The sequence below is a fragment of the Streptomyces kryoterrae genome (genome assembly GCF_054072135.1).
Genome location: NZ_CM133358.1, coordinates 3,039,244 through 3,061,171, shown reverse-complemented (window position 1 = coordinate 3,061,171; position 21,928 = coordinate 3,039,244). Strand labels below are relative to the sequence as shown.

Below are 21,928 nucleotides of genomic sequence, written 5' to 3'. Positions count from 1 at the left end.
GGGAAGAGTGGCAGGCGGGGCCGTATGCTGTCAGGACCGCGTCAATAAGTTGGCTGGAAAAGGTTCGTTGTCCGGTTGGTCATGTTCGGTATACGGGCTATTCAGTCTTTTGCATGGACGCCGGCTGCTGCTCCCCGTGCCACGACCACCACAGCGCCGCATACGCTCCGCCCGCCGCCACCAGCCCCTCGTGCGTGCCGAGTTCGGTGATCAGCCCGTCCTCCATCACGGCCACCCGGTCCGCGTCGTGCGCGGTGTGCAGCCGGTGCGCGATCGCGATCACCGTCCGCCCCTCGAGTACGGCGGCCAGCGCGCGCTCCGTATGACGCGCGGTCGCCGGATCCAGCAACGCCGTCGCCTCGTCCAGGATCAGGGTGTGCGGGTCGGCCAGCACCACGCGCGCCAGGGCCAGTTGCTGGGCCCGTGAACCGTCGGTCGACTCCCCGTCGGGGCCCAGCCCGGTGTCCAGCCCGGCCGGCAGCTCGCGCACCCAGCCGGCGGCGCCGACAGCGGCCAGCGCGGCCCACAACTCGGCGTCCGTGGCGGCCGGTTCGGCGATCAGCAGATTCTCCCGCACCGTGCCCAGGAAGACATGGTGCTCCTGCGTGACCAGCACGACCTGCCGCCGCAGCTCCTCGGGTCCGAGTGAGGAGATCGGTACGCCGCCCACGGTCACCGTGCCCGAACGCGGCTCGTCGATCCCCGCGAGCAACCGGCACAGCGTCGTCTTGCCCGCCCCCGACGGCCCCACCACCGCGAGCCGTTCACCAGGCCGCACCGTCAGATCGACGCCGCGCAGCACCTCGCCCCCACGGTCGTACGCGTACCGCACCCCCGTCACATCGATCCGGTCGCCCACCGGCACCGGCGACGCCTCAGACCCGCCCTTCGGCGCCCGTCCCAACCCCTCCACCCGCGCGAACGAGGCGCTGCTCGACTGCAGTTGCTCCATCCACGTCAGCACCTCGTCGAGCGGCGCCTCCAATTGCCGCAGATACAGGGCCGCCGCCACGACCGCGCCCAGACTGATCGCCCCCTGCCCGTGCAACACGCCGCCCACCACCAGCACGACGACCACGGGAAGGACGTACGACACCTCCACGGGCGGAAAGAACACCGTCCGCAGATACAGCGTGTGCAGGCGCCTGCGCCGGGAGTGGTCCAGCGCCTCCCGGCTCACCGCCACCCGCCGCTCCGCCAGCCCGAACGCCTCGACCGTGCGCGCCCCCGAAGCGGTCGCCGCGAGAATTTCGGCCACCTCGGAGTTCGCGGACCCCTCGGCGAGATACGCGGTGCGCGCCCGGCGCAGATACCAGCGCAGCGCGAACCAGATGCCGGTCTGCGCGAGCACCGCGGCCAGCCCGAGCAGCGGATCGAGCGCGAACACGGCGCCGACGATGAACAGACACTGCACCGAGGCGATCAGCAGATCCGGCCCGGCATCGCGCAACGTCGTGCCGACCGTGCTGACGTCGGCCGTCCCCCGGGCCGTCAGATCGCCGGTCCCGGCCCGCTCCACCACCGACGCGGGCAACGCCAGCGCCCGGTCCACGAACTGCTCCCGCACCCGCGCCAGCGTCCGCTCCCCGAACCGGTACCCCACGTTCCGTGCCCAGCGCGCCAGCAGCAACTGGCCCACCGCGCACCCCACGATGACCAGCCCGAGCCGGTCCACGACCGAGACCCCGGCACCCGCCCGCACCTCGTCGATGATCCGCCCCAGCAGCCACGGCGCGACGAGCCCGGCACCGGCGGCGGCCGAGTTCAGCAGCAGAAGCGCGACGAAGGCACGGCTGTCGGCGCGGATCAGCCGAACGGCGGCCCGGCGGACGTCGGTGGCTGAGGCGATGGGCAGTTGGGCACTCACCGTGCGGGCTCCTCGATGTTCGCCGTGCCCTCTTCGGCCGCCAGGTCTGTCGGGCCTTCTTCCTCGTCCGGCTCGTCCGCGTCGCGCGCCACCAGGGCCCGGTATCCCGGTTCCTCCGCGAGCAGCCGCTGATGGCTGCCGACGGCCGCCGCCTTGCCGTCGACCAGGTAGTACACGGTGTCCGCCCGGTCCAGCATCAGCGGCGAGGTGGACGCCACGACGGTCGTACGGTCCGTGTGCTCGCCGCGCTCTGCCCGCAGCCGGTCCGCGACGGCGGCCTCGGTGTGCGCGTCCAGCGCCGAGGTCGGCTCCACGGCGAGCAGTACCTCGGGGTCGGCGAGCAGCGCCCGCACCAGCCTTACGCGCTGCCGCTGGCCGCCGGAGAGGTTGCGGCCCTGCGCGTCGATCGCCGAGTCCAGTCCCTCCGGCAGCCCGAGGACGATGTCGTCGGCGACGGCCGCGCGCACCGCCCGGGCGATGGCCTCCGCACCGTGCTCCCCGCGCCCGGAGACCAGTTCACGCAGGGTCCCGGCGAACAGGTCGGCCTCGTTGTCGGCGACCAGGATCCGGGCGCGCACCTGGGCGAGGGCGATCTCGTCGAGCCGTACCCCGCCCCAGGTCGCCGCCGACGGCACGAACCGGCCGAGCCGGTCGACGACGGCGGTGGCATCGGCGGGCCGGGCACCGGCGAGCGCGGTCAGCCGCCCCGGCACGACGGTCACGCCGGAGTCGGGGTCGTGCAGCGCGGACGGCGACGCGGGCGCGTCCAACCCCCGGCCAACGCTGTCGTCGTCGGGGTCGAGCGCCAGGAACCGTACGACCCGTCGGGCGGCCACCAGGGCGCGGCTGATCTGGAACCCGCACTCGATGAAGAAAGCCACCGGCATGATCAGCACGGCGACGTAGCCGTACACGGACACCAACTCGCCCACGGTGATGGACCCTTGGGCGGCCAGCCGGGCCGCGAGCCAGGTCACCACGGCCAGGAACAGCGTCGGCAGCCCGACCCCGAGCGCCTGGATCCAGCTGCTCACCGCCCCGACCCGGTACCCCTGCTCCTGCAGGCGGCGCGAGTCACGGCGGAAGGCGTCGGCGAACAGCCCTTTTCCGCCAAGGCCGTTGAGGACACGCAGCCCGCCCGAGAGGTCCCCGATCCGGGCGGTCAGGACACCCTGCCGCTCCCGGTACGACGACTCCACTCCCTGGAGCCGGCCGAGCAGCGGTCCGACGAGTACGGCGACGACGGGCACACCGAGCAGGATCACGGCGGCGAGCGCCGGCGACACCGACAACAGCAGTCCGGCGACCACGCCGTACGAGACCATCGCGCCGATGCCGGGCCCGACGAAGGTCAGCGACTGGCCGATCGTCTGCACGTCACCGACGCCGATCGTGACGACCTCACCGGCCCCGACCTGCCGGGGCAGCGCGGCCCCGAGCCGCACGGCCTGCCCGACCACGACCTTGACCGTACGGAAGTTGGCGTCCATCCGGATGCGGGTCATCGTGCGGTGCCGCATGATGCTCAGCCACGCACTGAACGTCCCGGCGGCGAGGATCGCGCCCGCCCAGCCGGCCAGCACGGCCTGGTCGCCCGGTTCGAGACCGTCGTCGACGGCCCGGGACATCAGATACGGCGACAGCGCCATCAGCGTCGTCCAGGTGCTGGCCAGCAGCGCCCCGAGCGCGGACCGCCGCCACTGCTGCCGCACCAGCCACAGCAGATAGCGGGCGGGGCCGCGGGAGTCGGGCGTGCCGGGATCCTCGTACGCGTCGATCATTTTCCCTCTTGTCCCCCGTCCCGTCCGCCCACCCACAAGCTCACGAACCGCTCACCAACCGCTCATGAACTCACGCCAGGCTGTCCCGCCAGGCCCGGTGCAGAGCCGCGAACCGACCCGTACCGGCGATGAGTTCGGCCGGGGCGCCGTCCTCGACGACCCGCCCGTGTTCCATCACCAGCACCCGGTCGGCGATCTCGACGGTCGACAGCCGGTGCGCGATCACGACGGCCGTACGCCCCTTCAGAACCGTCGACATCGCGCGCTGCACGGCCCGTTCACCCGGGATGTCGAGCGAACTGGTCGCCTCGTCGAGGATCAGCACCGCTGGATCGGCGAGCAACGCCCGTGCGAACGCGACCAGTTGGCGCTGCCCGGCGGAGATACGGCCACCTCGCTTGCGTACGTCCGTGTCGTAGCCCTCGGGCAGGGCGGTGATGAAGTCGTGGGCGCCGATCGCCTTGGCCGCCCGCTCGATCTCCTCGCGCGGGGCGTCCGGGGAGCCGATGGCGATGTTGTCGGCGACGCTGCCGGAGAACAGGAAGGCCTCCTGTGTCACCATCACGACCCCGCGCCGCAGGTCGGCGCCCGACAGGTCGCGCAGCTCGACGCCGTCGAGGCGGACGTGTCCCTCGGTGGGGTCGTAGAAGCGGGCGAGCAGCTTGGCCAGGGTGGACTTGCCGGCGCCGGTCGAGCCGACGACCGCCACGGTCTGCCCGGCCGGAAGGGTGAGGTCGAAGCGGGGGAGCACCTCGCCGCCGGTGCGGTAGGCGAACCGGACGCCGTCGAAGACGACCTCGCGACCCGGGTGCTCGGACTCGAGTACCGGAAGCTCGCGCGGAGTCGACGGCTCCGGGACCGAGGGCACCTGGGCGAGCAGCCCGGAGATCTTCTCCAGGGAGGCGGTGGCCGACTGGTAGGAGTTGAGGAACATACCGAGCCGGTCGATCGGGTCGTACAGCCGGCGCAGGTACAGCACGGCGGCGGCCAGCACCCCCAGCTCCAGTGAGCCGTCCGCGACCCGGTGGGCGCCCCACAACACCATCGCGGCGACAGCGGAGTTGGCGACGACCCGGGAGCCGACGACGTAACGGGCCATCTCCAGGATGGCGTCGCCGTTCTTTCGCTCGTGATGGCGGTTGAGGGCCTCGAACTCCGCGTCGTTGGCGGCCTCGCGGCGGAACGCGCGCACCGGCCGGATGCCGTTCATCGTCTCGACGAACTTGACGATGACGGCGGCGATCGCGGTGGACCGCAGCGCGTACACACGGCCGGCCCGGCGCCGGTAGAGCCGGACGAGGAGGTACAGCGGCACGAAGGAGGCGATGGCGAGCGCGCCGAGGCTCAGATCCAGCCAGAGCAGGACGGCCGAGATGTAGGCGAAGGACAGCGCGATGGTGACGAGTTCCTGGAGCCCGTCGTTCAGCAGCTCGCGCAGCGACTCGACGTCCGCCGTGGAACGGGAGATCAGCCGGCCCGAGGTGTAGCGCTCATGGAAGTCGAGGCTGAGCGCCTGCGCGTGCCGAAAGATGCGCCCGCGCAGATCGAGCAGCGCGTCCTGGCTGACCCGGGCGGCGGCGGAGACGAACCAGTACTGCAGCGCGCCCGAGGCCAGCGCGCAGAGCAGATAGCCGACCCCGACGGCGACGAGCGGCCCGTGGTCGTGGTCGCGGAAGGCCGGTACGGCACGGTCGATGGCGTACGCGACGAGCAGCGGGCCTGCCTGGACGGCGGCCTGCTGGAGCAGCAGAAGCACGGCGGTGAGGGCGACGCGGCCCTTCATCGGCGCGAGAAGAGACCGGAGCAGTCCGGCGGTGGCGCCCTTGGGGGTGGGCAGGTCGTCCTGATCGAAGGGGTCGCCGGGGGCGGGGGACCGGGGAGCGACGGGGCCGGCTCCGGCGCCCGACGCGGTGTCCGGCCTGGCGGCTGGTCCGGCGTTCAGTTCGGTGTCTGGTCCGGCGTTCGGCGGGGTGTCCGGCCTGTCGGCTGGTGCAGCGTCCAGCCCGGTGTCTGGGGCGGCGTTCAGTTCGGTGTCTGGCTCGGAGTTCGGCGGGGTGTCTGGCCTGGCGGCTGGTCCGGTGTTCAGTTCGGTGTCTGGGCCGGCGTTCGGCGGGGTGTCCGGCCTGGCGGCTGGTGCAGCGTCCAGCCCGGTGTCTGGGGCGGCGTTCAGCTCGGTGTCTGGCTCGGCGTTCGGCCTGGTGTCCGAGCTGGCGTTCGGCGCGGTGTCTGGGGCGGCGTTCAGTTCGGTGTCCGGGGCGGCGTTCGGCGCGGCATCTGGCCCGGCATCTGGCCCGGTGTCCGGCCTGATGTTCGACCCGGAGGGCCGTTCGTCGTCGGGGGTCGGCGCGGTGGTCGTGGGCGCCGTCATCGGGCGGCCTCCTCGAAGCTCTCGGTGCCGTGGGGGGTGTCGCGGCGGTCGGTCTCCTCGTCCGCGCCGGCCATCAGCCAGGCGTACTCGGCGTTCGTCCGCAGGAGTTCGTGATGCGTGCCCACGGCGACGATCCGGCCGCCGGAGAGAAGGGCGACGCGGTCGGCGAGCAGGACCGTGGAAGGGCGGTGCGCCACGATCAGGGCCGTGGTGTCGGCGAGGACCCGGCGCAGCGCGGCCTCGACGGCGGCCTCCGTGTGCACGTCCAGCGCGGACAGCGGGTCGTCCAGGACGAGGAACCGGGGCTTGCCCACGACCGCCCGGGCCAGCGCGAGCCGCTGCCGCTGGCCGCCGGACAGGCTGAGGCCCTGCTCACCCACCTGGGTGTCGGTGCCCTGCGGAAGCGAGTGCACGAAATCGGCCTGGGCCACGGAGAGCGCGTGGCGCAACTCGGCCTCGCCCGCGGAGTCCTGGGCCCCCATGAGGACGTTGGCGCCGACGCTCGCCGAGAAGAGGGTGGGTTCCTCGAAGGCGACGGCGACCAGGGCACGCAGCTCTTCCCTGGGCAGGGCGGAGATGTCGTGCCCGTCGAGGGTGATGCGCCCCGAAGTCACCTCGTGCAGCCGGGGGACGAGCGCCGTGAGCGTGGTCTTGCCGCTGCCGGTCGTGCCGACGAGGGCCATGGACTCGCCGGGCCGGATGTGGAGGTCGACGCGGTCGAGGACGGGAGGGGAGCCGGCGGGGGCGTCGGGATACCGGAAGGAGACGTCGTGGAAGCGGAGCCCCCGGTCGGCGTCCGAAGTATCGGAGGCAGAGGTAGAGGCAGGGGGATGGGCGCCGGGGAGCAACTCCCCCTCGTCCTCCGGATCCTCGTCCATCACCTCGAAGTACCGCTCCGTGGCGGTGGCCGCGTCCTGGCTCATCGCGAGGAGGAAACCGATGGAGTCGACGGGCCAGCGCAGAGCGAGGGCCGTGGAGAGGAAGGCGACCAGGGTGCCGGCCGACAGGTCACCGTCGGCGACCTGCACCGTCCCCAGCACGAGCGCCGCCCCGATCGCCAGCTCCGGCAGCGTGACGATCACCGCCCAGATCGCCGACAGCAGCCGGGCCTTGTGCAACTCGGTCCCGCGCAACGTCCCCGACAGCTCACGGAACGCCCGCGCCTGACTCCGGTGCCGCCCGAACCCCTTGATGATCCGGATGCCGAGGACACTCTCCTCGACGACCGTCGTCAGGTCGCCCACCTGGTCCTGTGCGCGCCGGGCGACGAGGTGGTAGCGCCGCTCGAAGACGATGCACACGATCAGTACGGGGACGGCGGGCCCCAGGATCACCAGCCCCAGCGACCAGTCCTGGACCAGCATGATGATCACGCCGACCAGGATCGTCACCGCGTTGACGAAGAGGAACGTCAGCGGGAAGGCGAGGAACATCCGCAGCAACTGCAGGTCCGACGTCGCCCGGGACAGCAACTGCCCGGACGGCCAACGGTCGTGGAAGCCGACCGGCAACCGCTGGAGCCGCCGGTACAGGCTCGCCCGCATCGCCGCCTCGACCCCGGCCAGCGGCCGGGCCACCAGCCACCGCCGCAGCCCGAACAGCAGCGCCTCCCCGAGCCCGAGGAGCAGCAGCCACAGCGCCCCGAACCCCACACCCCGCGAGTCACGGTCGGCGATCGGCCCGTCCACCATCCACTTCAGGACGAGCGGGATCACCAGCCCCATGCACGAGGCGAGCACGGCGACGAAGGCGGCGGCGAACAGCCGTCCACGCACCGCCCGCACATAGGGCCACAGGCGCAGCAGAGTGCGTACGGCGGAACGGCCGGTGGGGACCTCGGGGTCCTTTGCGGTTGCACGTGTCGTGGGCATCGATCCGAGCCTACAAACCACCACTGACAGTGCCTACCGAGTTTTGACCCGAACCCGGTCGGCCGAAGGTCCTACGACCTGCGTGTTCGAGAAGTCGTACGCGCGTATCAACCGATCGGCTGATGCCGCTCCGAGCGCGTCGGCCGATGTGCCGCCCCGTCCCGCACCGCGACGCTGGTTGCATGTCCGTCATCGAATTGAATCCTCCCCCTCGTGAACGAGGGGGATTCCTGGCTCAGGCCGCCTCCCGGAGCGGCGCTCCAGGAGGTCTTACGCCCTCGACACCAGCCGGGTTGAGACCAGCCCGGACGAGCATCACGCGGGCGGAGTTCTTGTCTCTCGGCGAGACGGCTCCGCACGCGGTGCAGGTGTAGGTACGTTCCGACAGCGGCAGTGCGTGCTTGGCTCTCGCTCCGCAATGCGCGCAGTCCATGGTGGTGTGTGCGGGGTGCACGAGCCGGACATCCCGCCCGTGCTTACTGCCCATCTCGGTCAGAGCCTTCTTGGTGGCGCCGATCGCGGCGTCGGCCGCCTTGCGGGCCATCGAGGACTTGGCGAGGAACTTCGGGCGGAAATCCTCCACCGCGATCGCGTCATGGTCGCGGACAACCTTCTTGGCCCACTTGCGGCCGGCGTCCTGCCGCTGCCGGGCGATCTTCGCGTAGGTCCTTGCGCGCAGCTTCTTGGCCGCGCGATAGCCCTTGGAGCCGGGCTGCCCCTTGGCGGGTTTGCGTCGGGCCATCATCCGGTCGTACCGCGACAGCTTCGCCTGGGCTTTTCTGCCGTGCTCGGCGTGCGGGAGGTCGTGGGCGTCCGAAGTGGTGGTGGCGGTCTCCTTCACGCCCCAGTCGACACCGATCACCTCGCCCGTCCCGGGCAGCGGCTGGATTTCGGCCGGGACGACGAACGAGGCGTACCAGTGGCCGACGCTGTCCCGGTACACCCGCACCGAGGAGGGATCGGCGGGCAGGTCCCGCGACCACACGACCGTCAGCACGATGTTGCCCGCCAGGTGCAGGAGGCCGTCCTTCAGCCGGAATCCGCGCTTGGTGTAGTTAAGGCTCGGGTCGGCCTCGTGCTTCTTCTTCCACCTGGGCATCCCGGCCCGCTGCCGCTGGGGCAGACGATCCCGAATGTCCTTCTGTGCCTTCGCACGGGACTTGCCGAAGTCGCGGATGATCTGCTGCTGCGGAACCGACGAGCCCTCTCGCAGCCACGGAGTGCGGGTGCGGGCCTCGGTCAGCATTTTGTCGAGCTGTGCGGGACCGCTCGTCCGCTTGTCCTCGCCCTCGGGCCGATGCTGGTTCCAGGCATGCCCGGCCTTGGACTTGGCGACGCACTCGTTCCACACCCACCGGCACCGGCACCGGCTCCACTCGGCTTCCAGGGCGGTGCGGGCGGTGGACGACACGCGCAGTCGACAGGTCCACCGGGCGTGCCCGGTCTCCCCCGCTTCACGTGATGTCATCATGCGGCTACAGTAGCATCATGATTCGTTTTGCGTTGCGTATCCCCGATGACCTCCATGCCCGACTCACCGCGCAAGCCGCTGCGGATCGGCGGTCCATCAACTCCGAGATTCTGCACCTCATCGAGGTCGCGCTCAGCACTATCGAGGTGGACGACGAATCGCCCTGACGACAATGCGTCTGCTTCTGCCCTGCTACGCGGGAAGCCGGATTCCTCGCCGACCTGAAGGCCGGGGCATCCTCCGGTTGGCAGGTGAACGAACTGCGCAACACAGCGATCTTCTCGATCACCGCAGAGGAATGGCCGGCCTGCCGGGCCGGCCTCGAACAACGCCTCACGCGGTGACACCGGGGCCGACCCTCACCTGACCACCCGCAGCAACAGCACAGCCCGCCCCGGCACACTGATCTCGTCCCCCGCCCGGTACTCCAGCCCCGGTGCCTCCCCCTGCTCCTCCCGCGACGTGTCGACGACGACCTCGTACCGTTCCGCCCAAGGAGCCCCCGGCAGTGCGAAGTCCGTCGGGAGGTCGCCCGTGTGGAGGATCGCGAGGAAGCTGTCGTCGGTGATCGGTACGCCCCGGGCGTCGCGGCCGGGGATGTCGCGGCCCGAGAGATACATGCCCAGCGTCTCCGCCGGGGCGTACCAGTCCCCTTCCGTCATCTCCGCGCCCCGGGCCGTGAACCAGGCCAGGTCCCGCAGCCCGTCGGCCGGATGGGCCCGGCCGGAGAAGAACGCCCGCCTGCGCAGTACGGGATGGCGGTGCCGCAAGTCGATGAGGCGGGCGGTCAGTTCGGTCAGCGCGCGCCAGCCCGGGTCCTCCAGCAGGCTCCAGTCCACCCAGCTGATCTCGTTGTCCTGGCAGTACGCGTTGTTGTTGCCCCCCTGCGTACGCCCCAGCTCGTCGCCCGCGACCAGCATCGGAACGCCCGTGGACAGCAACAGGGTTGTCAGCAGGTTCCTCAACTGGCGCCGCCGCAGGGCCAGTACGTGCTCGTCGTCCGTCTCGCCCTCCGTGCCGCAGTTCCACGCACGGTTGTCGTCGGTGCCGTCCCGGTTTCCCTCCCCGTTGGCCTCGTTGTGCTTGCGCTCGTACGACACCATGTCCCGCAGCGTGAAACCGTCGTGCGCCGTGACGAAGTTGACCGAGGCGTAGGGCCTGCGACCGCCCCACGCGTACAGGTCGCTCGACCCCGACAAGCGGTAGCCCAGGTCCCGTACGTCCGGCAGCGCACCCCGCCAGAAGTCCCGTACCGCGTTGCGATAGCGGTCGTTCCACTCCGTCCACAGCGGGGGGAACGCGCCCACCTGGTAGCCGCCGGAACCGACGTCCCACGGCTCCGCGATCAGCTTCACCCGGCGCAGCACCGGGTCCTGGGCGATCACCGCCAGGAAGGGGGAGAGCATGTCGACGTCGTGCATCGAGCGGGCCAGGGCCGCCGCCAGGTCGAAGCGGAAGCCGTCCACCCCCATCTCCGTCACCCAGTACCGCAACGAGTCCGTGATCAGCCGCAACACGTGCGGCTGGACCACGTGGAGCGTGTTTCCGCAGCCCGTGTAGTCCGTGTAGCGGCGCGCGTCGCTCTGCAGGCGGTAGTAGCCCCTGTTGTCCATGCCCCGCAGGGACAGTGTCGGGCCGTGTTCGTCCGCCTCCGCCGTGTGGTTGTAGACCACGTCGAGGATGACCTCTATGCCCGCCGCGTGCAGTGCGCGCACCATGCGCTTGAACTCGCCGACCTGCTGGCCCGCCGTACCCGTCGCCGCGTATCCCGCGTGCGGGGCGAAGTAGCCGATCGAGTTGTAGCCCCAGTAGTTCTTCATGCCCCGGCGCAGCAGATGGTCCTCGTGCGCGAACTGGTGCACCGGCAGCAGTTCCACCGCCGTCACGCCCAGTTTCGTCAGGTGTTCTATCGCCGCCGGGTGGGCCAGGCCCGCGTACGTGCCCCGCAGCTCCTCCGGGATGCCCGGGTGCAGCTTGGTGAAGCCCTTGACGTGGACCTCGTAGATCACCGAGTCCGCCCACGGAGTCTTCGGGCGGCGGTCGTCCGCCCAGTCGTCGTCGGGGGCGTCGTCGTGGACGACGACGCCCTTCGGGACGAACGGCGCCGAGTCGCGGTCGTCGCGCACGGTGTCCGCGACCTGCTGCTGGGGCCAGTCGCGGACGTACCCGTACACCTCGGGGGGCAGGTCGAAATCACCGTCCACGGCGCGCGCGTACGGGTCGAGAAGCAGCTTCGCCGGATTCCAGCGGGCGCCGGTCCACGGGTCCCAGCGGCCGTGCACGCGGTAGCCGTACCGCTGGCCCGGCATGACCCCGGGCACGAAGCCGTGCCAGATCTCGTGCGTCAGTTCGGTGAGGGGGACACGGGTCTCCACCTCCCCGCCGCCCTCCTCCACCTCGCCGAACAGGCACAGCTCCACCGCCTCCGCTCCGCCCGCCCACAGCGCGAAGTTGGTGCCCGACACCCCGTCCGGGCCCGTGCGGAAACGTGCGCCCAGTGGCATGGGAGTCCCCGGCCACACGGGCACGGCGGGCAGCGCGGCGCGGGTCGCGCCGGTCGGCGCGCTGTCGCGATCCCTGTCACTGTCGGTGTCGGGATGGGTACCGGGGTCGATATCGATGTCGGGCAACACGGCTTCGGGGCGCCTTTCCTCGACGGCTCGCTGTGTGGCGACCGCCTTCTGCTCTGCTGCGCTGGACACCTCTCCGCCTCCCGCGACTCATGGAAAGAGTAGAACGAGTGAAACGAAGCGAGCGCAGCTAGAACAAGTGTGCGGCGTCCCGGCCGCGGCGCCCTGTTGCGTTGCTCTCCGCATCGCTCTCTGCGTCGTTTCTCCCCCCTGTTCTGCCCAGAGCGCGGCTCGCACTCACGTTTCCCCGGGGCGTGCCGAGTCGTTGGGTCCTGTGTGAGGCACGTACAAGGGCGCGCTGGGCGCGCGAGGGCCGGGCTGGTCGCCGTACTGACATGGGCAGGACTGCTGGCAGGAGCCGCCGGCTGCACTTCGGAGGGGGTGGGCGGCGCGGACTCGGTGTTCGGGAAACCCCGGGCGCCGCAGGACGTGATCCGCGTCTCTCCCGACGACGGCAGCCGCTCCGTACGCCCGGACAACCCCCTTCTCGTACGGGTGCCCAGCGGGCGCCTGGAGTCGGTCAAGGTCGTCAGGGCCCAGGACGCGCAGGAGTCGGCGGTGTCCGGGCGGGTCTCCGAGGACGGGCTGTCCTGGCGGCCCGACGACCCGCGGCTCGCGCTGGCCGCCAGGTACACGGTCGACGTCGTGGCGCTCGACGCCCACGGACGCCGTTCGGCCCGGCACACGACCTTCACCACCTACGTGCCCGATGAGCGGTTCATCGGATACGTCACCCCGGAGAACCGCGCCACCGTCGGCACCGGAATGATCGTGTCGCTGGAGTTCAACCGCGAGATCAGGAACCGGGCGGCCGTCGAACGCGCCGTCCACGTCACCGCGGAGCCCGCCGTCGACATCCGGCCGCACTGGTTCGGCGCCGAGCGCCTCGACTTCCGCCCCGAGGAGTACTGGGCGCCGGGCACCAGGGTCACCGTCGATCTGGCACTGCGGGACGTCGAGGGGGCGCCGGGGGTGTACGGGATCCAGCGCAGGACGTTCGCCTTCACCGTCGGCCGCAGCCAGGTCTCGCTGGTCGACGCCGCCGCGCACACCATGGAGGTGCGGCGCGACGGCGACCTCCTCGCCACGGTGCCGATCACGGCGGGGTCGCCGAAGAACACCACGTACAACGGAAAAATGGTGGTCACGGAGATGCTCGAAGTGACCCGGATGAACAGCCGAACGGTCGGTTTCGGCGGTGAGTACGACATCCCGGATGTGCCGCACGCGATGCGGCTGACCACCTCCGGCACCTTCCTGCACGGCAACTACTGGGCGCCGGACGCCTTCGGCAACACCAACGTCAGTCACGGCTGCGTAGGACTGAAGGACGTGAAGGGCGGCAGTTCGGACAGTCCGGCGGGCTGGTTCTTCGACCGGAGCCTGGTCGGGGACGTCATCGAGGTCGTCCACAGCAAGGACAAGAAGGTCGCTCCCGACAACGGACTCGGCGGGTGGAACATGGGCTGGAAGGAGTGGACGGCGGGCAGTGCCGTGAAGTAGCGGCGAATTCAGCGACCCAACGGTCGGTGGAGCGACTTCGACGGTCACAGGAGTGATGTAAACAGTCGGGTCCGACAATCTGATGATGTTGGGACGGAATGGTGACCTTCAGGGGCCGCCGGGGGGCGTGACCTTGTGCTTAATATGCGCCCGGGTGCGTGGGACGCGCCGGGGAAGCGGGCCTGAGTCAGGCCACGGGAGGGGAGAAAGCTTGAACACGCGACCGATATCGGGGGCTTCGGCTGCGGCACGGCGGGGCGGGGCACGGGCAAGCGGGACACGGGGCATAGCAGGCATACGGGGCAACAGGGGGCCGCTGGCGCTGCTCGCCGGTGTCCTGCTCGTCGCCGTCACCGCGTGCGGCGGCGGAGGCGGCGGCTCGGACTCCGGGTCCGACGACGCCAAGCCGAAGGGCAAGGACTCCACCACCGCGCAGACCCAGCAGTCGCAGGCGGTCGTCACCATCGCGCCCAAGGACGGCGCCAAGTCCGTGGACACCAGCGGCGCCCTCAAGGTCAGCGCCGCCAAGGGCAGGCTGACCGAGGTCAAGGTCGAGGACTCCAAGGGCAAAGCGGTGGCGGGCGCGCTGACCGCCGGCGACACCAGGTGGGCGCCCGCGACGCATCTCGCCGCGTCGACGACGTACAAGGTGCACGTGGTGGCGAAGGACACCGAGGGGCGCACGGCGGCGGAGGAGTCCTCCTTCACCACCCTCACCCCGAAGAACACGTTCGTCGGTACGTTCACGCCCGAGGACGGTTCGAAGGTCGGCGTGGGTATGCCGTTCTCGATCCGCTTCACCCGGGGCATCACGCACCCCGAGGACGTCGAGAAGGCCATCACGGTCAAGACCGAGCCCGCCGTCGACGTCGAGGGCCACTGGTTCGGCAACGACCGCCTCGACCTCCGCCCGGAGAAGTACTGGGCGCCGGGTACGAAGGTCACCGTTTCCCTCGCTCTCGACGGCGTCGAGGGACGCCCCGGCGTCTACGGCAAGCAGGCCAAGCAGATCTCCTTCACCATCGGCCGCAGCCAGGTCTCCACGGTCGACGTCAAGACCAAGAAGATGGTCGTACGACGGGACGGCAAGGTCATCAAGACCATCCCCGTCACCACCGGCAAGCCCGGTTACGACACCTGGAACGGCCAGATGGTCATCACCGAGCGCCTCGAAGTGACCCGGATGAACGGCGAGACGGTCGGCTACGGCGGCGAGTACGACATCAAGGACGTTCCGCACGCCGAGCGCCTGACCGACTCCGGGACCTTCATCCACGGCAACTACTGGGGCGGGGACGCCTTCGGCAACTACAACGCCAGCCACGGCTGCATCGGCCTGCGGGACGTGCGCGGCGGCTACGACAGCGGGGTGGCGGCGGCCTGGTTCTTCAACCGGTCGATGATCGGCGACGTGGTGATCGTGAAGAACTCCAACGACCGGATCGTCGACCCGGCCAACGGGCTCAACGGCTGGAACATGTCCTGGGAGAAGTGGAAGGCGTAGCTCCTTCCCTCCGTTCCGTCCGTTCCTTCGCTATGACGCTCAGCGGGCCCGGTGTGACCGACAGCACCGGGCCCGTTCCCGTTAGCCCCCGTTAACCTGCGTACATGACTGTGCATCTCGAAGTCGCCGAGGGCGTCGGCACGATCCGGCTGGACCGGCCGCCCATGAACGCGCTGGACGTCGCCACCCAGGACCGCCTCAAGGAGCTCGCGGAGGAGGCCACCCGTCGAGAGGACGTACGGGCGGTCGTCGTGTACGGCGGGGAGAAGGTGTTCGCGGCCGGCGCGGACATCAAGGAGATGCAGGCCATGGACCACGCGGCGATGGTCGCCCGGTCCAGGGACCTCCAGGACTCCTTCAGCGCCGTCGCCCGTATCCCCAAGCCCGTCGTCGCCGCGGTGACCGGCTACGCGCTCGGCGGCGGCTGCGAGCTGGCGCTCTGCGCGGACTACCGCATCGCCGGCGACAACGCGAAACTCGGTCAGCCGGAGATCCTGCTCGGAGTGATCCCCGGTGCGGGCGGTACGCAGCGACTGGCCCGGCTGATCGGCCCGTCCAGGGCCAAGGACCTGATCTTCACCGGACGAATGGTCAAGGCCGACGAAGCGCTGTCGCTCGGCCTGGTGGACCGCGTGGTACCGGCCGCCGACGTGTACACCGAGGCGTACGCGTGGGCGGCGAAGCTCGCCCAGGGACCCGCGATCGCGCTGCGCGCGGCGAAGGAGTCGATCGACGCGGGTCTGGAGACGGACCTGGAGACAGGGCTCGCGATCGAGCGGAACTGGTTCGCCGGCCTGTTCGCGACGGAGGACCGCGAGACCGGGATGCGGAGCTTCGTGGAGGAAGGTCCCGGCAAGGCGAAGTTCCTCTGACTCCCGCCGCGTTCCGCCGAGTTCCCCTCGGTTTCGTCGAACAAAGTGCTCGCAGTTGACGCCATGTCTTATCCGGGTCCCTCGATCGGGCGGTTTATGGGAGCCTTGAACCAGCCTTGAGTCCGTCGTGTCGAGGGGGCCCGTCGCTTGCCCGAAAGTGAGCTTCCGTCGCAGGTCGGAGGGGATTCAGGGGCCGATGGAATGCCATCGGCATATGCCGGACGGCCTATTCGGAATGATGTGTTCCGGGGGGCGTATTCCTCCGGAACGGCCCCCCGGGACGGCTTGGGCGGCCATGATGGGGGCATGGCGGGGCTGGAGGGCATGGAACAGCCGCGGGGACACGGCCGTGCGACCGCGGCGCGGTGGTCGCCTGCGGTGGAGGATGAACGGGCACTCAAGGCGTTCGAGTTGTTCGGAAACCCGACGGAGGCCGAGGTTCCGCTGCCGTCCCGCCCCGAGTCCGCCGCGACCGCGCGCCGCCTCGCCCAGGTCGTCGTGCTCCGCCAGTGGGGGCTGACCCCCAAGATGACGGAAGACGCGGTGCTGCTCGTCTCCGAACTCGTCGGCAACGCGGTGCGCCACACCGGCGCGCGGGTGTTCGGCCTGCGGATGCGCCGGCGCCGCGGCTGGATCCGGGTGGAGGTCCGGGACCCCTCGCGGGGGCTGCCGTGTCTGATGCCGGTCCAGGAGATGGACATCAGCGGGCGGGGACTGATGCTGGTCGACAAGCTCTCCGACCGATGGGGCGTCGACCTGTTGCCGCGCGGCAAGACGACGTGGTTCGAGATGCGGGTCGCCGACCGTTAGGGCCTGCCCGGCGGATCATGCCGGGGGCGCGGGGTCGCGGCGGCATCGGCCGCTCCGCGGCGGGCGCCCGTCCGTGCTTGCCCGGCGCCGCCACCTTCCTCCGACCTGATCCGCCGGACGGGCCCTGGGGTGCGCGACCGGGTGCGAGGCCGCCTGACCGTATGGGCGGTGACCGTTGGGCGGGCCGCCGATCGGGCTAATCGCCTGTTTTCCGGACCGATCCCCCTTAAATGGTGCGGGTGACCACGACCGATCGTCGGGCGGTGCTGCGCGCGGGCGCCGGAATCGTTGCCTCGGGGGTGCTGACCACCGGGTGCGCGACCGGTACCGCCCCCGGCGGTACCGCCGCTCACCCCGTCGCCGCCGCCTCCCCCGCACCGGCCTCCCGTACCCCCGCCCCCGCTCCCGCGCGCCTCCTCCACTACCCGACCCAGATCCCCCACGGCCCCCGCGACCGCCCCCGGGTCGCCCTCACCTTCCACGGCAACGGCGACCCCGCCACCGCGCACGCACTGCTCGCCGCCGCCGAGAAGCACGGCTCCCATGTCACCGTGTTCGCTGTCGGGACCTGGCTCGACGCCCATCCCGGCCTCGCTCGCCGCGTCCTCGACGGCGGTCACGAACTCGGCAACCACACCCTCCGGCACCTCGACATCAACGCCATGGCGGAGGCGGACGCCGACGCCGAGATCAGGGGGTGCGCCGAGCGGCTGAAGGGGCTCACCGGGTCCATCGGCACCTGGTTCAGGCCCTCCCGGGCCGCCCGCGCCTCCCCGCTCGTCGAACGGCTCGCCCAGCACGCCGGCTACCCGCACGTCCTGTCCTACGACGTCGACTCGCTCGACTTCACCTCTCCGGGCGCCCCCGCCGTCGTACGCAACGTCATGACCGGCATCCGCGCCGGATCGATCGTGAGCCTGCACTTCGGCTACGCGGACACGGTTGCCGCGTTCCCCGGCCTCCTGCACGAACTCGACCGCCGCGGCCTGCGCGCGGTGACCACCACGGAGTTGCTGACCTGATGCCCCCCACCGTCACCGCCATCACCCGCGCCCTCGCCACGGGGGCCGCTCTCACCGTCCTCGCCGGACTCGCCGGCTGCGGCACCGAGGCCCGCGACCAGCCGAACCGGGCCCTCGGCACGGTCAGGCCCGCCAGGCCGGCCGTCCCCGCCGAGCCCGTCGTCCGGGGACTGCCCGGCATGCCGCCCGTCCTCAACCCGCGTGACGTGTACGCCGCCGACCGGCCGGGCAGGCTGTCGCCGGTCGTCCGGGACTTCCCGTCCCGCGTCTACGTGCCCAACACCGAGTCCGACACCGTCTCCGTCATCGATCCGAAGACGTACGAGATCGTCGAGACGATCCACGTCGGGCGCCAGCCCCAACACGTCGTGCCCTCCTGGGACCTGAAGACCCTCTGGGTCAACAACGACCGCGGGCACACCCTCACACCCATCGACCCGAGGACCGGGAAGGCGGGCGAACCGGTCGACGTCCACGACCCGTACAACCTCTACTTCACGCCCAACGGCAAGTACGCCGTCGTCATGGCCTCCCTCGACCGCGAGCTCGTCTTCCGCGACCCCCACACCATGAAGATCGCCAAGACCGTGCCCGTCAGCTGCTACGGCGTCAACCACGCCGACTTCTCCCTCGACGGCCGGTACTTCATCGTGTCCTGCGAGTTCAGCGGCGAGCTGCTCAAGGTCGACACCGAGAAGATGAAGGTCGTCGGACAGCAGAAGCTTCCCTACGAGGGCGCGATGCCCCAGGACGTCAAGATCTCGCCGGACGGCAAGCGGTTCTACGTCGCCGACATGATGGCCGACGGCATGTGGGTCCTGGACGGCGACACCTTCACCCGGCCCACCCTCCTGCCCACCGGCAAGGGCACCCACGGGCTGTACGTCAGCCGCGACTCCCGCGAGATGTACGTCTCCAACCGGGGCGAGGGCACCGTCTCCGTCTTCGACTTCGAGAAGGGCGAGGTCACGAAGAAGTGGCGGCTGCCCGACGGCGGCAGCCCCGACATGGGCGGCGTCTCCGCCGACGGCAAGGTCCTCTGGCTGTCGGGCCGTTACCACGCCGAGGTGTACGCCATCGACACCCGGACCGGGAAGCAGCTGGCCCGCGTCAAGGTGGGCCGCGGCCCGCACGGACTCGCCGTCTACCCGCAGCCCGGCCGCTATTCACTCGGCCACACCGGCATCTTCCGCTGATCCGGGCCCAGTTGGACCACCTGCGCCACGTCGGGTGACACGCCGCCGATCGAGTGACGATCCCCGGCCCGCCGCCGCGGACCCGACAGGGTGCATCCATGATCACAACTCGCCTGCGGCGGCGGACCGCTGCCGTCGCCTTCTCCCTGGCCGCGGTCTTCGCGACCTCGGCCGCCACCCTGCCCGCAGCGGCTCCGAAGGCCGGCACCCGGGCCGCCGCCCCGTCCTGCCCCCAGTTCGACGACCCGGTCAAGGCGGCCGTCGACCACCGCGTCGACGTCGACCGCATCACGCCCGACCCGGTCTGGCGCAAGACCTGCGGCACCCTCTACCGCAGCGACGGCCGCGGCCCGGAGATCGTCTTCGCGGAGGGACTCAAGCCCAGGGACGTCATCAACGGCCAGTACGACATCGAGAAGTACGTCCTGGTCAACCAGCCCTCCCCGTACGTCTCCACGACGTACGACCACGACCTGTACAAGACGTGGTGGAAGTCGGGATACAACTACTACATCGACGCCCCGGGCGGCGTGGACGTCAACAAGACCATCGGCGACACCCACAAATGGGCCGACCAGGTCGAGGTCGCCTTCCCCGGCGGTATCGACCGGAAGTACATCATCGGCGTCTGCCCGGTGAACAAGACCACCAAGGTCGAGATCATGAGCGGCTGCCAGAGCAACCCGCACTTCGAGGCCTGGCACTGAGCCCACCCCGGACGTCTACGGGGCGAGCAACAGCGCCTCCCCGCCCACCGGAACGAACCCCGCCGCCTGGAACGCCCGCACACTGCGGGCGTTCCCCGGGGCCAGCTGCGCCCAGACCGGCTCCCCGCCGCTCAGGTACCGCGCCGAGGACGCCAGCGCCCGGCCCAGCCCCCGGTGCCGTACCGCCTCCGCCACCTCCACCGCGGCCTCCAGCCGGCCCGCGACCCCGCGCCCGAGGATGAGCACCCCGCCGTCGGCCGCCCACACCCGGACGTCGTCGCGGTGCTTGTGGGCGCGGGCGATCCGGTGATGCCCGGGGTCGTCGATCTCGGTCAGCGTCAGCGGCGGGTCGCCCTGGACCGGGGAGGCGACCGCGAGCAGGTCGATCGTCTCGTTCGAGCGGCCCGTACGGTCCATGAGGGCGGCCAGGAAACGTGGGTTCATCGGCGCGGAGAGCGCGTCGCTGTCGACACCGGCCAGGGTCCGGTGTACCCACGCCGGGTCCTCGTCCGTGAAGACGACCGCGTGCGCGCTGAAGGCGAGCACCCCGGCGTCGCGGTGGGAGGCCTGGGGCACGATCGTCGTACGGCCGTCGGGAGGCGGGAAGACGCCCCGAGCCACGGAGTCGAGAATGTCCTTCAGCGTTTCCCCCACAGTGCCCCTCCCGGCCTCTTGAGTCTCCACCCACTGGAAGGCCCGGACTCACGAACATGATCGATGACGGCACCGGACATCTCACCATCGGCGAGCTGGCCCGGGCCACCGGACTGACCGTACGGACCATCCGCTTCTGGTCCGACGAGGGCGCCCTGCCGCCCGTCACCCGGTCGTCCGGCGGCTACCGGCTGTACGACGCCGGCTCCGTGGCCCGCCTCGAACTGATCCGCACCCCTGCGCGAGTTGGGCCTCGGCCTGGACCACGTACGCGCGGTGCCGGCCGGCGAGACGACGGTCGCGGAGGTGGCCGCCGCACGTGTGGCGGCGCTGGACGCGCAGATCCGGACCCTGCGGGTGACCCGGTACCTCCCTGTGGTTGATGAGCCGTCTGGTGCGGCTCGCGGGCGAGGCCCGGGAGCGGGGCGTCGAGCCCGGCTCGCCGGAGGCCGAGGAGACGCCGGCCGGGCTGCTCGGCAACGCCGACCGGGCCGCCGTACGGGAACGGGTCGAGTTCGCGGCGCGCGACGAGATGGCCCGCTTCCGGGAGCTGAAGGCGTTGGTCCGAGGCACGGACCCGCTGCCCTCGCACCACAAGGAGTTCGCGTGGGTGGTCGCGGCGCTGAGTGCCCGCTTGGCCAGCTAATCTGACCTCGTCAGCAGTACGTACATGAAGGGGCGGGTCCCGGTGGCGGACATCGAGGAAGCACGCAAGCAGTTCGATCGGATCGACACGAACGGTGACGGGTTCATCACGGCCGCCGAGTTCAAGACCGCCCTGGCGCAGGCAGGCGACTGGAACGTCACCGAGTCCGTGGCCGAGGTCATCATCGCCTCTCGTGACCTCGACGGCGACAAGCTCCTGTCGTTCGACGAGTTCTGGACGTACCTGAACAAGTAGCGTTGATCGATACGTGTTCGGGGCGCCCGCCGGATCGTCGGTGGGCGCCCTCTCACGTTCCTGCCGGAGGCATCGCGCGGGGCCGTGAGGGAGCGGTCCTTCAGACGGCTGCCCACTCCTGCAGCGCCTTCTTGGTCGCGAAGTCGCCGACGTTCGTGTCGACCGGGTCGTCGGTGTACTGGTGGAAGCGCCACGTCGCCTGGATACGGGGCTCGCCGGCCGTCACGTAGTCGGCGATCCACAGTCCGTCGCCCGTGTAGGAGGTCGTGTCGACGTTCAGCCAGTAGTTCCTGTTGCAGTAGAGGACGACCCGGTTGTCCGGCCGCAGCTCCTTCAGCTTGCGGATGAAGGTGTCCTTCTCGGCGTTCGAGGCGTGGGTGCCGTCGCCCGTCGTCTCCCAGTCGACGGCGAGGATGTCGGCGCCCGCCCGCTCCGAGGCCTTGCTGAGGAAGTAGTCGGCCTGGGCGGTCAGATTGCCGGGCCAGAGGAAGTGGTAGAACCCGACCACACAGCCGCCGTCCCGGGCCCGCTCCGTCTGGGCCGCGAGCTTGGGATTGACGTACGAACGGCCCTCCGTCGCCTTGATGAAGACGAAGGAGAGGCCGTCGGTGTCGTAGGTGGCGGACTGGTACGCACTCACGTCTATGCCGCGCAGCATGGGGTGCTCCCTGAGGTGCCGGTGGGGGAAGTGCCGGTGGGGGGACAGGAGTTGCTGGTTCCCCACCTTTGCACAAGTGATTCCGAGGCATGGGCGATTGCCGGTTCAGCCGC

At 70.6% G+C, this 21,928-nt stretch carries 17 protein-coding genes and 1 pseudogene; 10 read left to right on the top strand and 8 right to left on the bottom strand.

The annotated features are described in order from the left end of the window. Window positions 1–97 precede the first annotated feature (97 nt). The 5 genes from ACW4TU_RS12815 to ACW4TU_RS12795 all read right to left on the bottom strand — a co-directional run bounded on the left by ACW4TU_RS12815 (window position 98) and on the right by ACW4TU_RS12795 (window position 9,355). Window positions 98–1,867, bottom strand: coding sequence for an ABC transporter ATP-binding protein (locus ACW4TU_RS12815; protein WP_457427678.1), 1,770 nt, complete (start codon window positions 1,865–1,867; stop codon window positions 98–100). After that, entirely contained in the window at window positions 1,864–3,648 is a 1,785-nt protein-coding gene (locus tag ACW4TU_RS12810) for an ABC transporter ATP-binding protein (RefSeq protein ID WP_457427676.1), read from the bottom strand. The genes ACW4TU_RS12815 and ACW4TU_RS12810 overlap by 4 nt, the downstream gene beginning before the upstream one ends. Before the next feature lie 70 nt (window positions 3,649–3,718). Further along, entirely contained in the window at window positions 3,719–6,016 is a 2,298-nt protein-coding gene (locus ACW4TU_RS12805; RefSeq protein ID WP_457427674.1) for an ABC transporter ATP-binding protein, read from the bottom strand. Beyond that, window positions 6,013–7,887 carry an ABC transporter ATP-binding protein gene (locus ACW4TU_RS12800; RefSeq protein WP_457427672.1) on the bottom strand — a complete coding sequence of 625 codons (1,875 nt, stop codon included), beginning with the start codon at window positions 7,885–7,887 and terminating at the stop codon, window positions 6,013–6,015. Before ACW4TU_RS12800 ends, ACW4TU_RS12805 begins: the two co-directional genes overlap by 4 nt. Before the next feature lie 235 nt (window positions 7,888–8,122). Beyond that, entirely contained in the window at window positions 8,123–9,355 is a 1,233-nt protein-coding gene (locus ACW4TU_RS12795) for an RNA-guided endonuclease InsQ/TnpB family protein (protein WP_457430064.1), read from the bottom strand. A 20-nt stretch (window positions 9,356–9,375) separates the two neighbouring features. Between ACW4TU_RS12795 and ACW4TU_RS12790 the strand changes: the two genes are divergently transcribed. Further along, entirely contained in the window at window positions 9,376–9,525 is a 150-nt protein-coding gene (locus ACW4TU_RS12790) for an Arc family DNA-binding protein (protein ID WP_457427670.1), read from the top strand. Between the two features lie 192 nt (window positions 9,526–9,717). On the opposite strand, the gene glgX is transcribed toward ACW4TU_RS12790, so the two are convergent. Beyond that, window positions 9,718–12,060 carry a glycogen debranching protein GlgX gene (glgX, locus tag ACW4TU_RS12785; protein WP_457427668.1) on the bottom strand — a complete coding sequence of 781 codons (2,343 nt, stop codon included), beginning with the start codon at window positions 12,058–12,060 and terminating at the stop codon, window positions 9,718–9,720. 204 nt (window positions 12,061–12,264) lie between these two features. Between glgX and ACW4TU_RS12780 the strand changes: the two genes are divergently transcribed. From ACW4TU_RS12780 to ACW4TU_RS12750, 7 genes are all read left to right on the top strand, one after another. Next, on the top strand, window positions 12,265–13,491 hold the full coding sequence (locus tag ACW4TU_RS12780; RefSeq protein ID WP_457427666.1) for a L,D-transpeptidase: 1,227 nt from the start codon (window positions 12,265–12,267) through the stop codon (window positions 13,489–13,491). A 211-nt stretch (window positions 13,492–13,702) separates the two neighbouring features. Then, complete coding sequence (locus ACW4TU_RS12775; protein ID WP_457427664.1) at window positions 13,703–14,995, top strand: L,D-transpeptidase; 1,293 nt, start codon at window positions 13,703–13,705, stop codon at window positions 14,993–14,995. Window positions 14,996–15,099: 104 nt separating this feature from the next. Next, entirely contained in the window at window positions 15,100–15,867 is a 768-nt protein-coding gene (locus ACW4TU_RS12770; protein WP_457427662.1) for an enoyl-CoA hydratase/isomerase family protein, read from the top strand. Between the two features lie 306 nt (window positions 15,868–16,173). Then, complete coding sequence (locus ACW4TU_RS12765; protein ID WP_457427660.1) at window positions 16,174–16,677, top strand: ATP-binding protein; 504 nt, start codon at window positions 16,174–16,176, stop codon at window positions 16,675–16,677. Window positions 16,678–16,907: 230 nt separating this feature from the next. Continuing rightward, the gene (locus tag ACW4TU_RS12760) at window positions 16,908–17,699 is read left to right on the top strand and encodes a polysaccharide deacetylase family protein (protein ID WP_457427658.1); all 792 of its coding nucleotides are present in this window, start codon (window positions 16,908–16,910) and stop codon (window positions 17,697–17,699) included. Next, complete coding sequence (locus ACW4TU_RS12755; RefSeq protein ID WP_457427656.1) at window positions 17,699–18,895, top strand: YncE family protein; 1,197 nt, start codon at window positions 17,699–17,701, stop codon at window positions 18,893–18,895. Before ACW4TU_RS12760 ends, ACW4TU_RS12755 begins: the two co-directional genes overlap by 1 nt. Before the next feature lie 98 nt (window positions 18,896–18,993). Then, a complete protein-coding gene (locus tag ACW4TU_RS12750) occupies window positions 18,994–19,602 on the top strand; it encodes an ADP-ribosyltransferase (RefSeq protein ID WP_457427654.1) in 609 nt (202 codons plus the stop codon). Window positions 19,603–19,617: 15 nt separating this feature from the next. On the opposite strand, the gene ACW4TU_RS12745 is transcribed toward ACW4TU_RS12750, so the two are convergent. Next, window positions 19,618–20,256 (bottom strand): GNAT family N-acetyltransferase, encoded by a 639-nt coding sequence (locus tag ACW4TU_RS12745; RefSeq protein WP_457427652.1) that lies wholly within the window; start codon window positions 20,254–20,256, stop codon window positions 19,618–19,620. A 56-nt stretch (window positions 20,257–20,312) separates the two neighbouring features. Between ACW4TU_RS12745 and ACW4TU_RS12740 the strand changes: the two are divergent. After that, window positions 20,313–20,902, top strand: a pseudogene (locus ACW4TU_RS12740) (helix-turn-helix domain-containing protein). Window positions 20,903–20,944: 42 nt separating this feature from the next. Then, a complete protein-coding gene (locus tag ACW4TU_RS12735; RefSeq protein WP_457430063.1) occupies window positions 20,945–21,157 on the top strand; it encodes an EF-hand domain-containing protein in 213 nt (70 codons plus the stop codon). A 100-nt stretch (window positions 21,158–21,257) separates the two neighbouring features. Here ACW4TU_RS12735 and ACW4TU_RS12730 read toward each other — a convergent pair whose 3' ends face one another. Further along, window positions 21,258–21,815 (bottom strand): glycoside hydrolase family 25 protein, encoded by a 558-nt coding sequence (locus ACW4TU_RS12730; RefSeq protein WP_457427650.1) that lies wholly within the window; start codon window positions 21,813–21,815, stop codon window positions 21,258–21,260. Between the last annotated feature and the right edge of the window lie 113 nt (window positions 21,816–21,928).

Excerpts from the sequence above, each read along its gene's own strand:
- ACW4TU_RS12810 (WP_457427676.1), bottom strand. The coding sequence starts at position 3,648 with ATGATCGACGCGTACGAGGATCCCGGCACGCCCGACTCCCGCGGCCCC.
- ACW4TU_RS12805 (WP_457427674.1), bottom strand. The coding sequence starts at position 6,016 with ATGACGGCGCCCACGACCACCGCGCCGACCCCCGACGACGAACGGCCC.
- ACW4TU_RS12800 (WP_457427672.1), bottom strand. The coding sequence starts at position 7,887 with ATGCCCACGACACGTGCAACCGCAAAGGACCCCGAGGTCCCCACCGGC.
- ACW4TU_RS12795 (WP_457430064.1), bottom strand. The coding sequence starts at position 9,355 with ATGACATCACGTGAAGCGGGGGAGACCGGGCACGCCCGGTGGACCTGT.
- ACW4TU_RS12790 (WP_457427670.1), top strand. The coding sequence starts at position 9,376 with ATGATTCGTTTTGCGTTGCGTATCCCCGATGACCTCCATGCCCGACTC.
- ACW4TU_RS12770 (WP_457427662.1), top strand. The coding sequence starts at position 15,100 with ATGACTGTGCATCTCGAAGTCGCCGAGGGCGTCGGCACGATCCGGCTG.
- ACW4TU_RS12765 (WP_457427660.1), top strand. The coding sequence starts at position 16,174 with ATGGCGGGGCTGGAGGGCATGGAACAGCCGCGGGGACACGGCCGTGCG.
- ACW4TU_RS12760 (WP_457427658.1), top strand. The coding sequence starts at position 16,908 with ATGGTGCGGGTGACCACGACCGATCGTCGGGCGGTGCTGCGCGCGGGC.
- ACW4TU_RS12755 (WP_457427656.1), top strand. The coding sequence starts at position 17,699 with ATGCCCCCCACCGTCACCGCCATCACCCGCGCCCTCGCCACGGGGGCC.
- ACW4TU_RS12750 (WP_457427654.1), top strand. The coding sequence starts at position 18,994 with ATGATCACAACTCGCCTGCGGCGGCGGACCGCTGCCGTCGCCTTCTCC.
- ACW4TU_RS12730 (WP_457427650.1), bottom strand. The coding sequence starts at position 21,815 with ATGCTGCGCGGCATAGACGTGAGTGCGTACCAGTCCGCCACCTACGAC.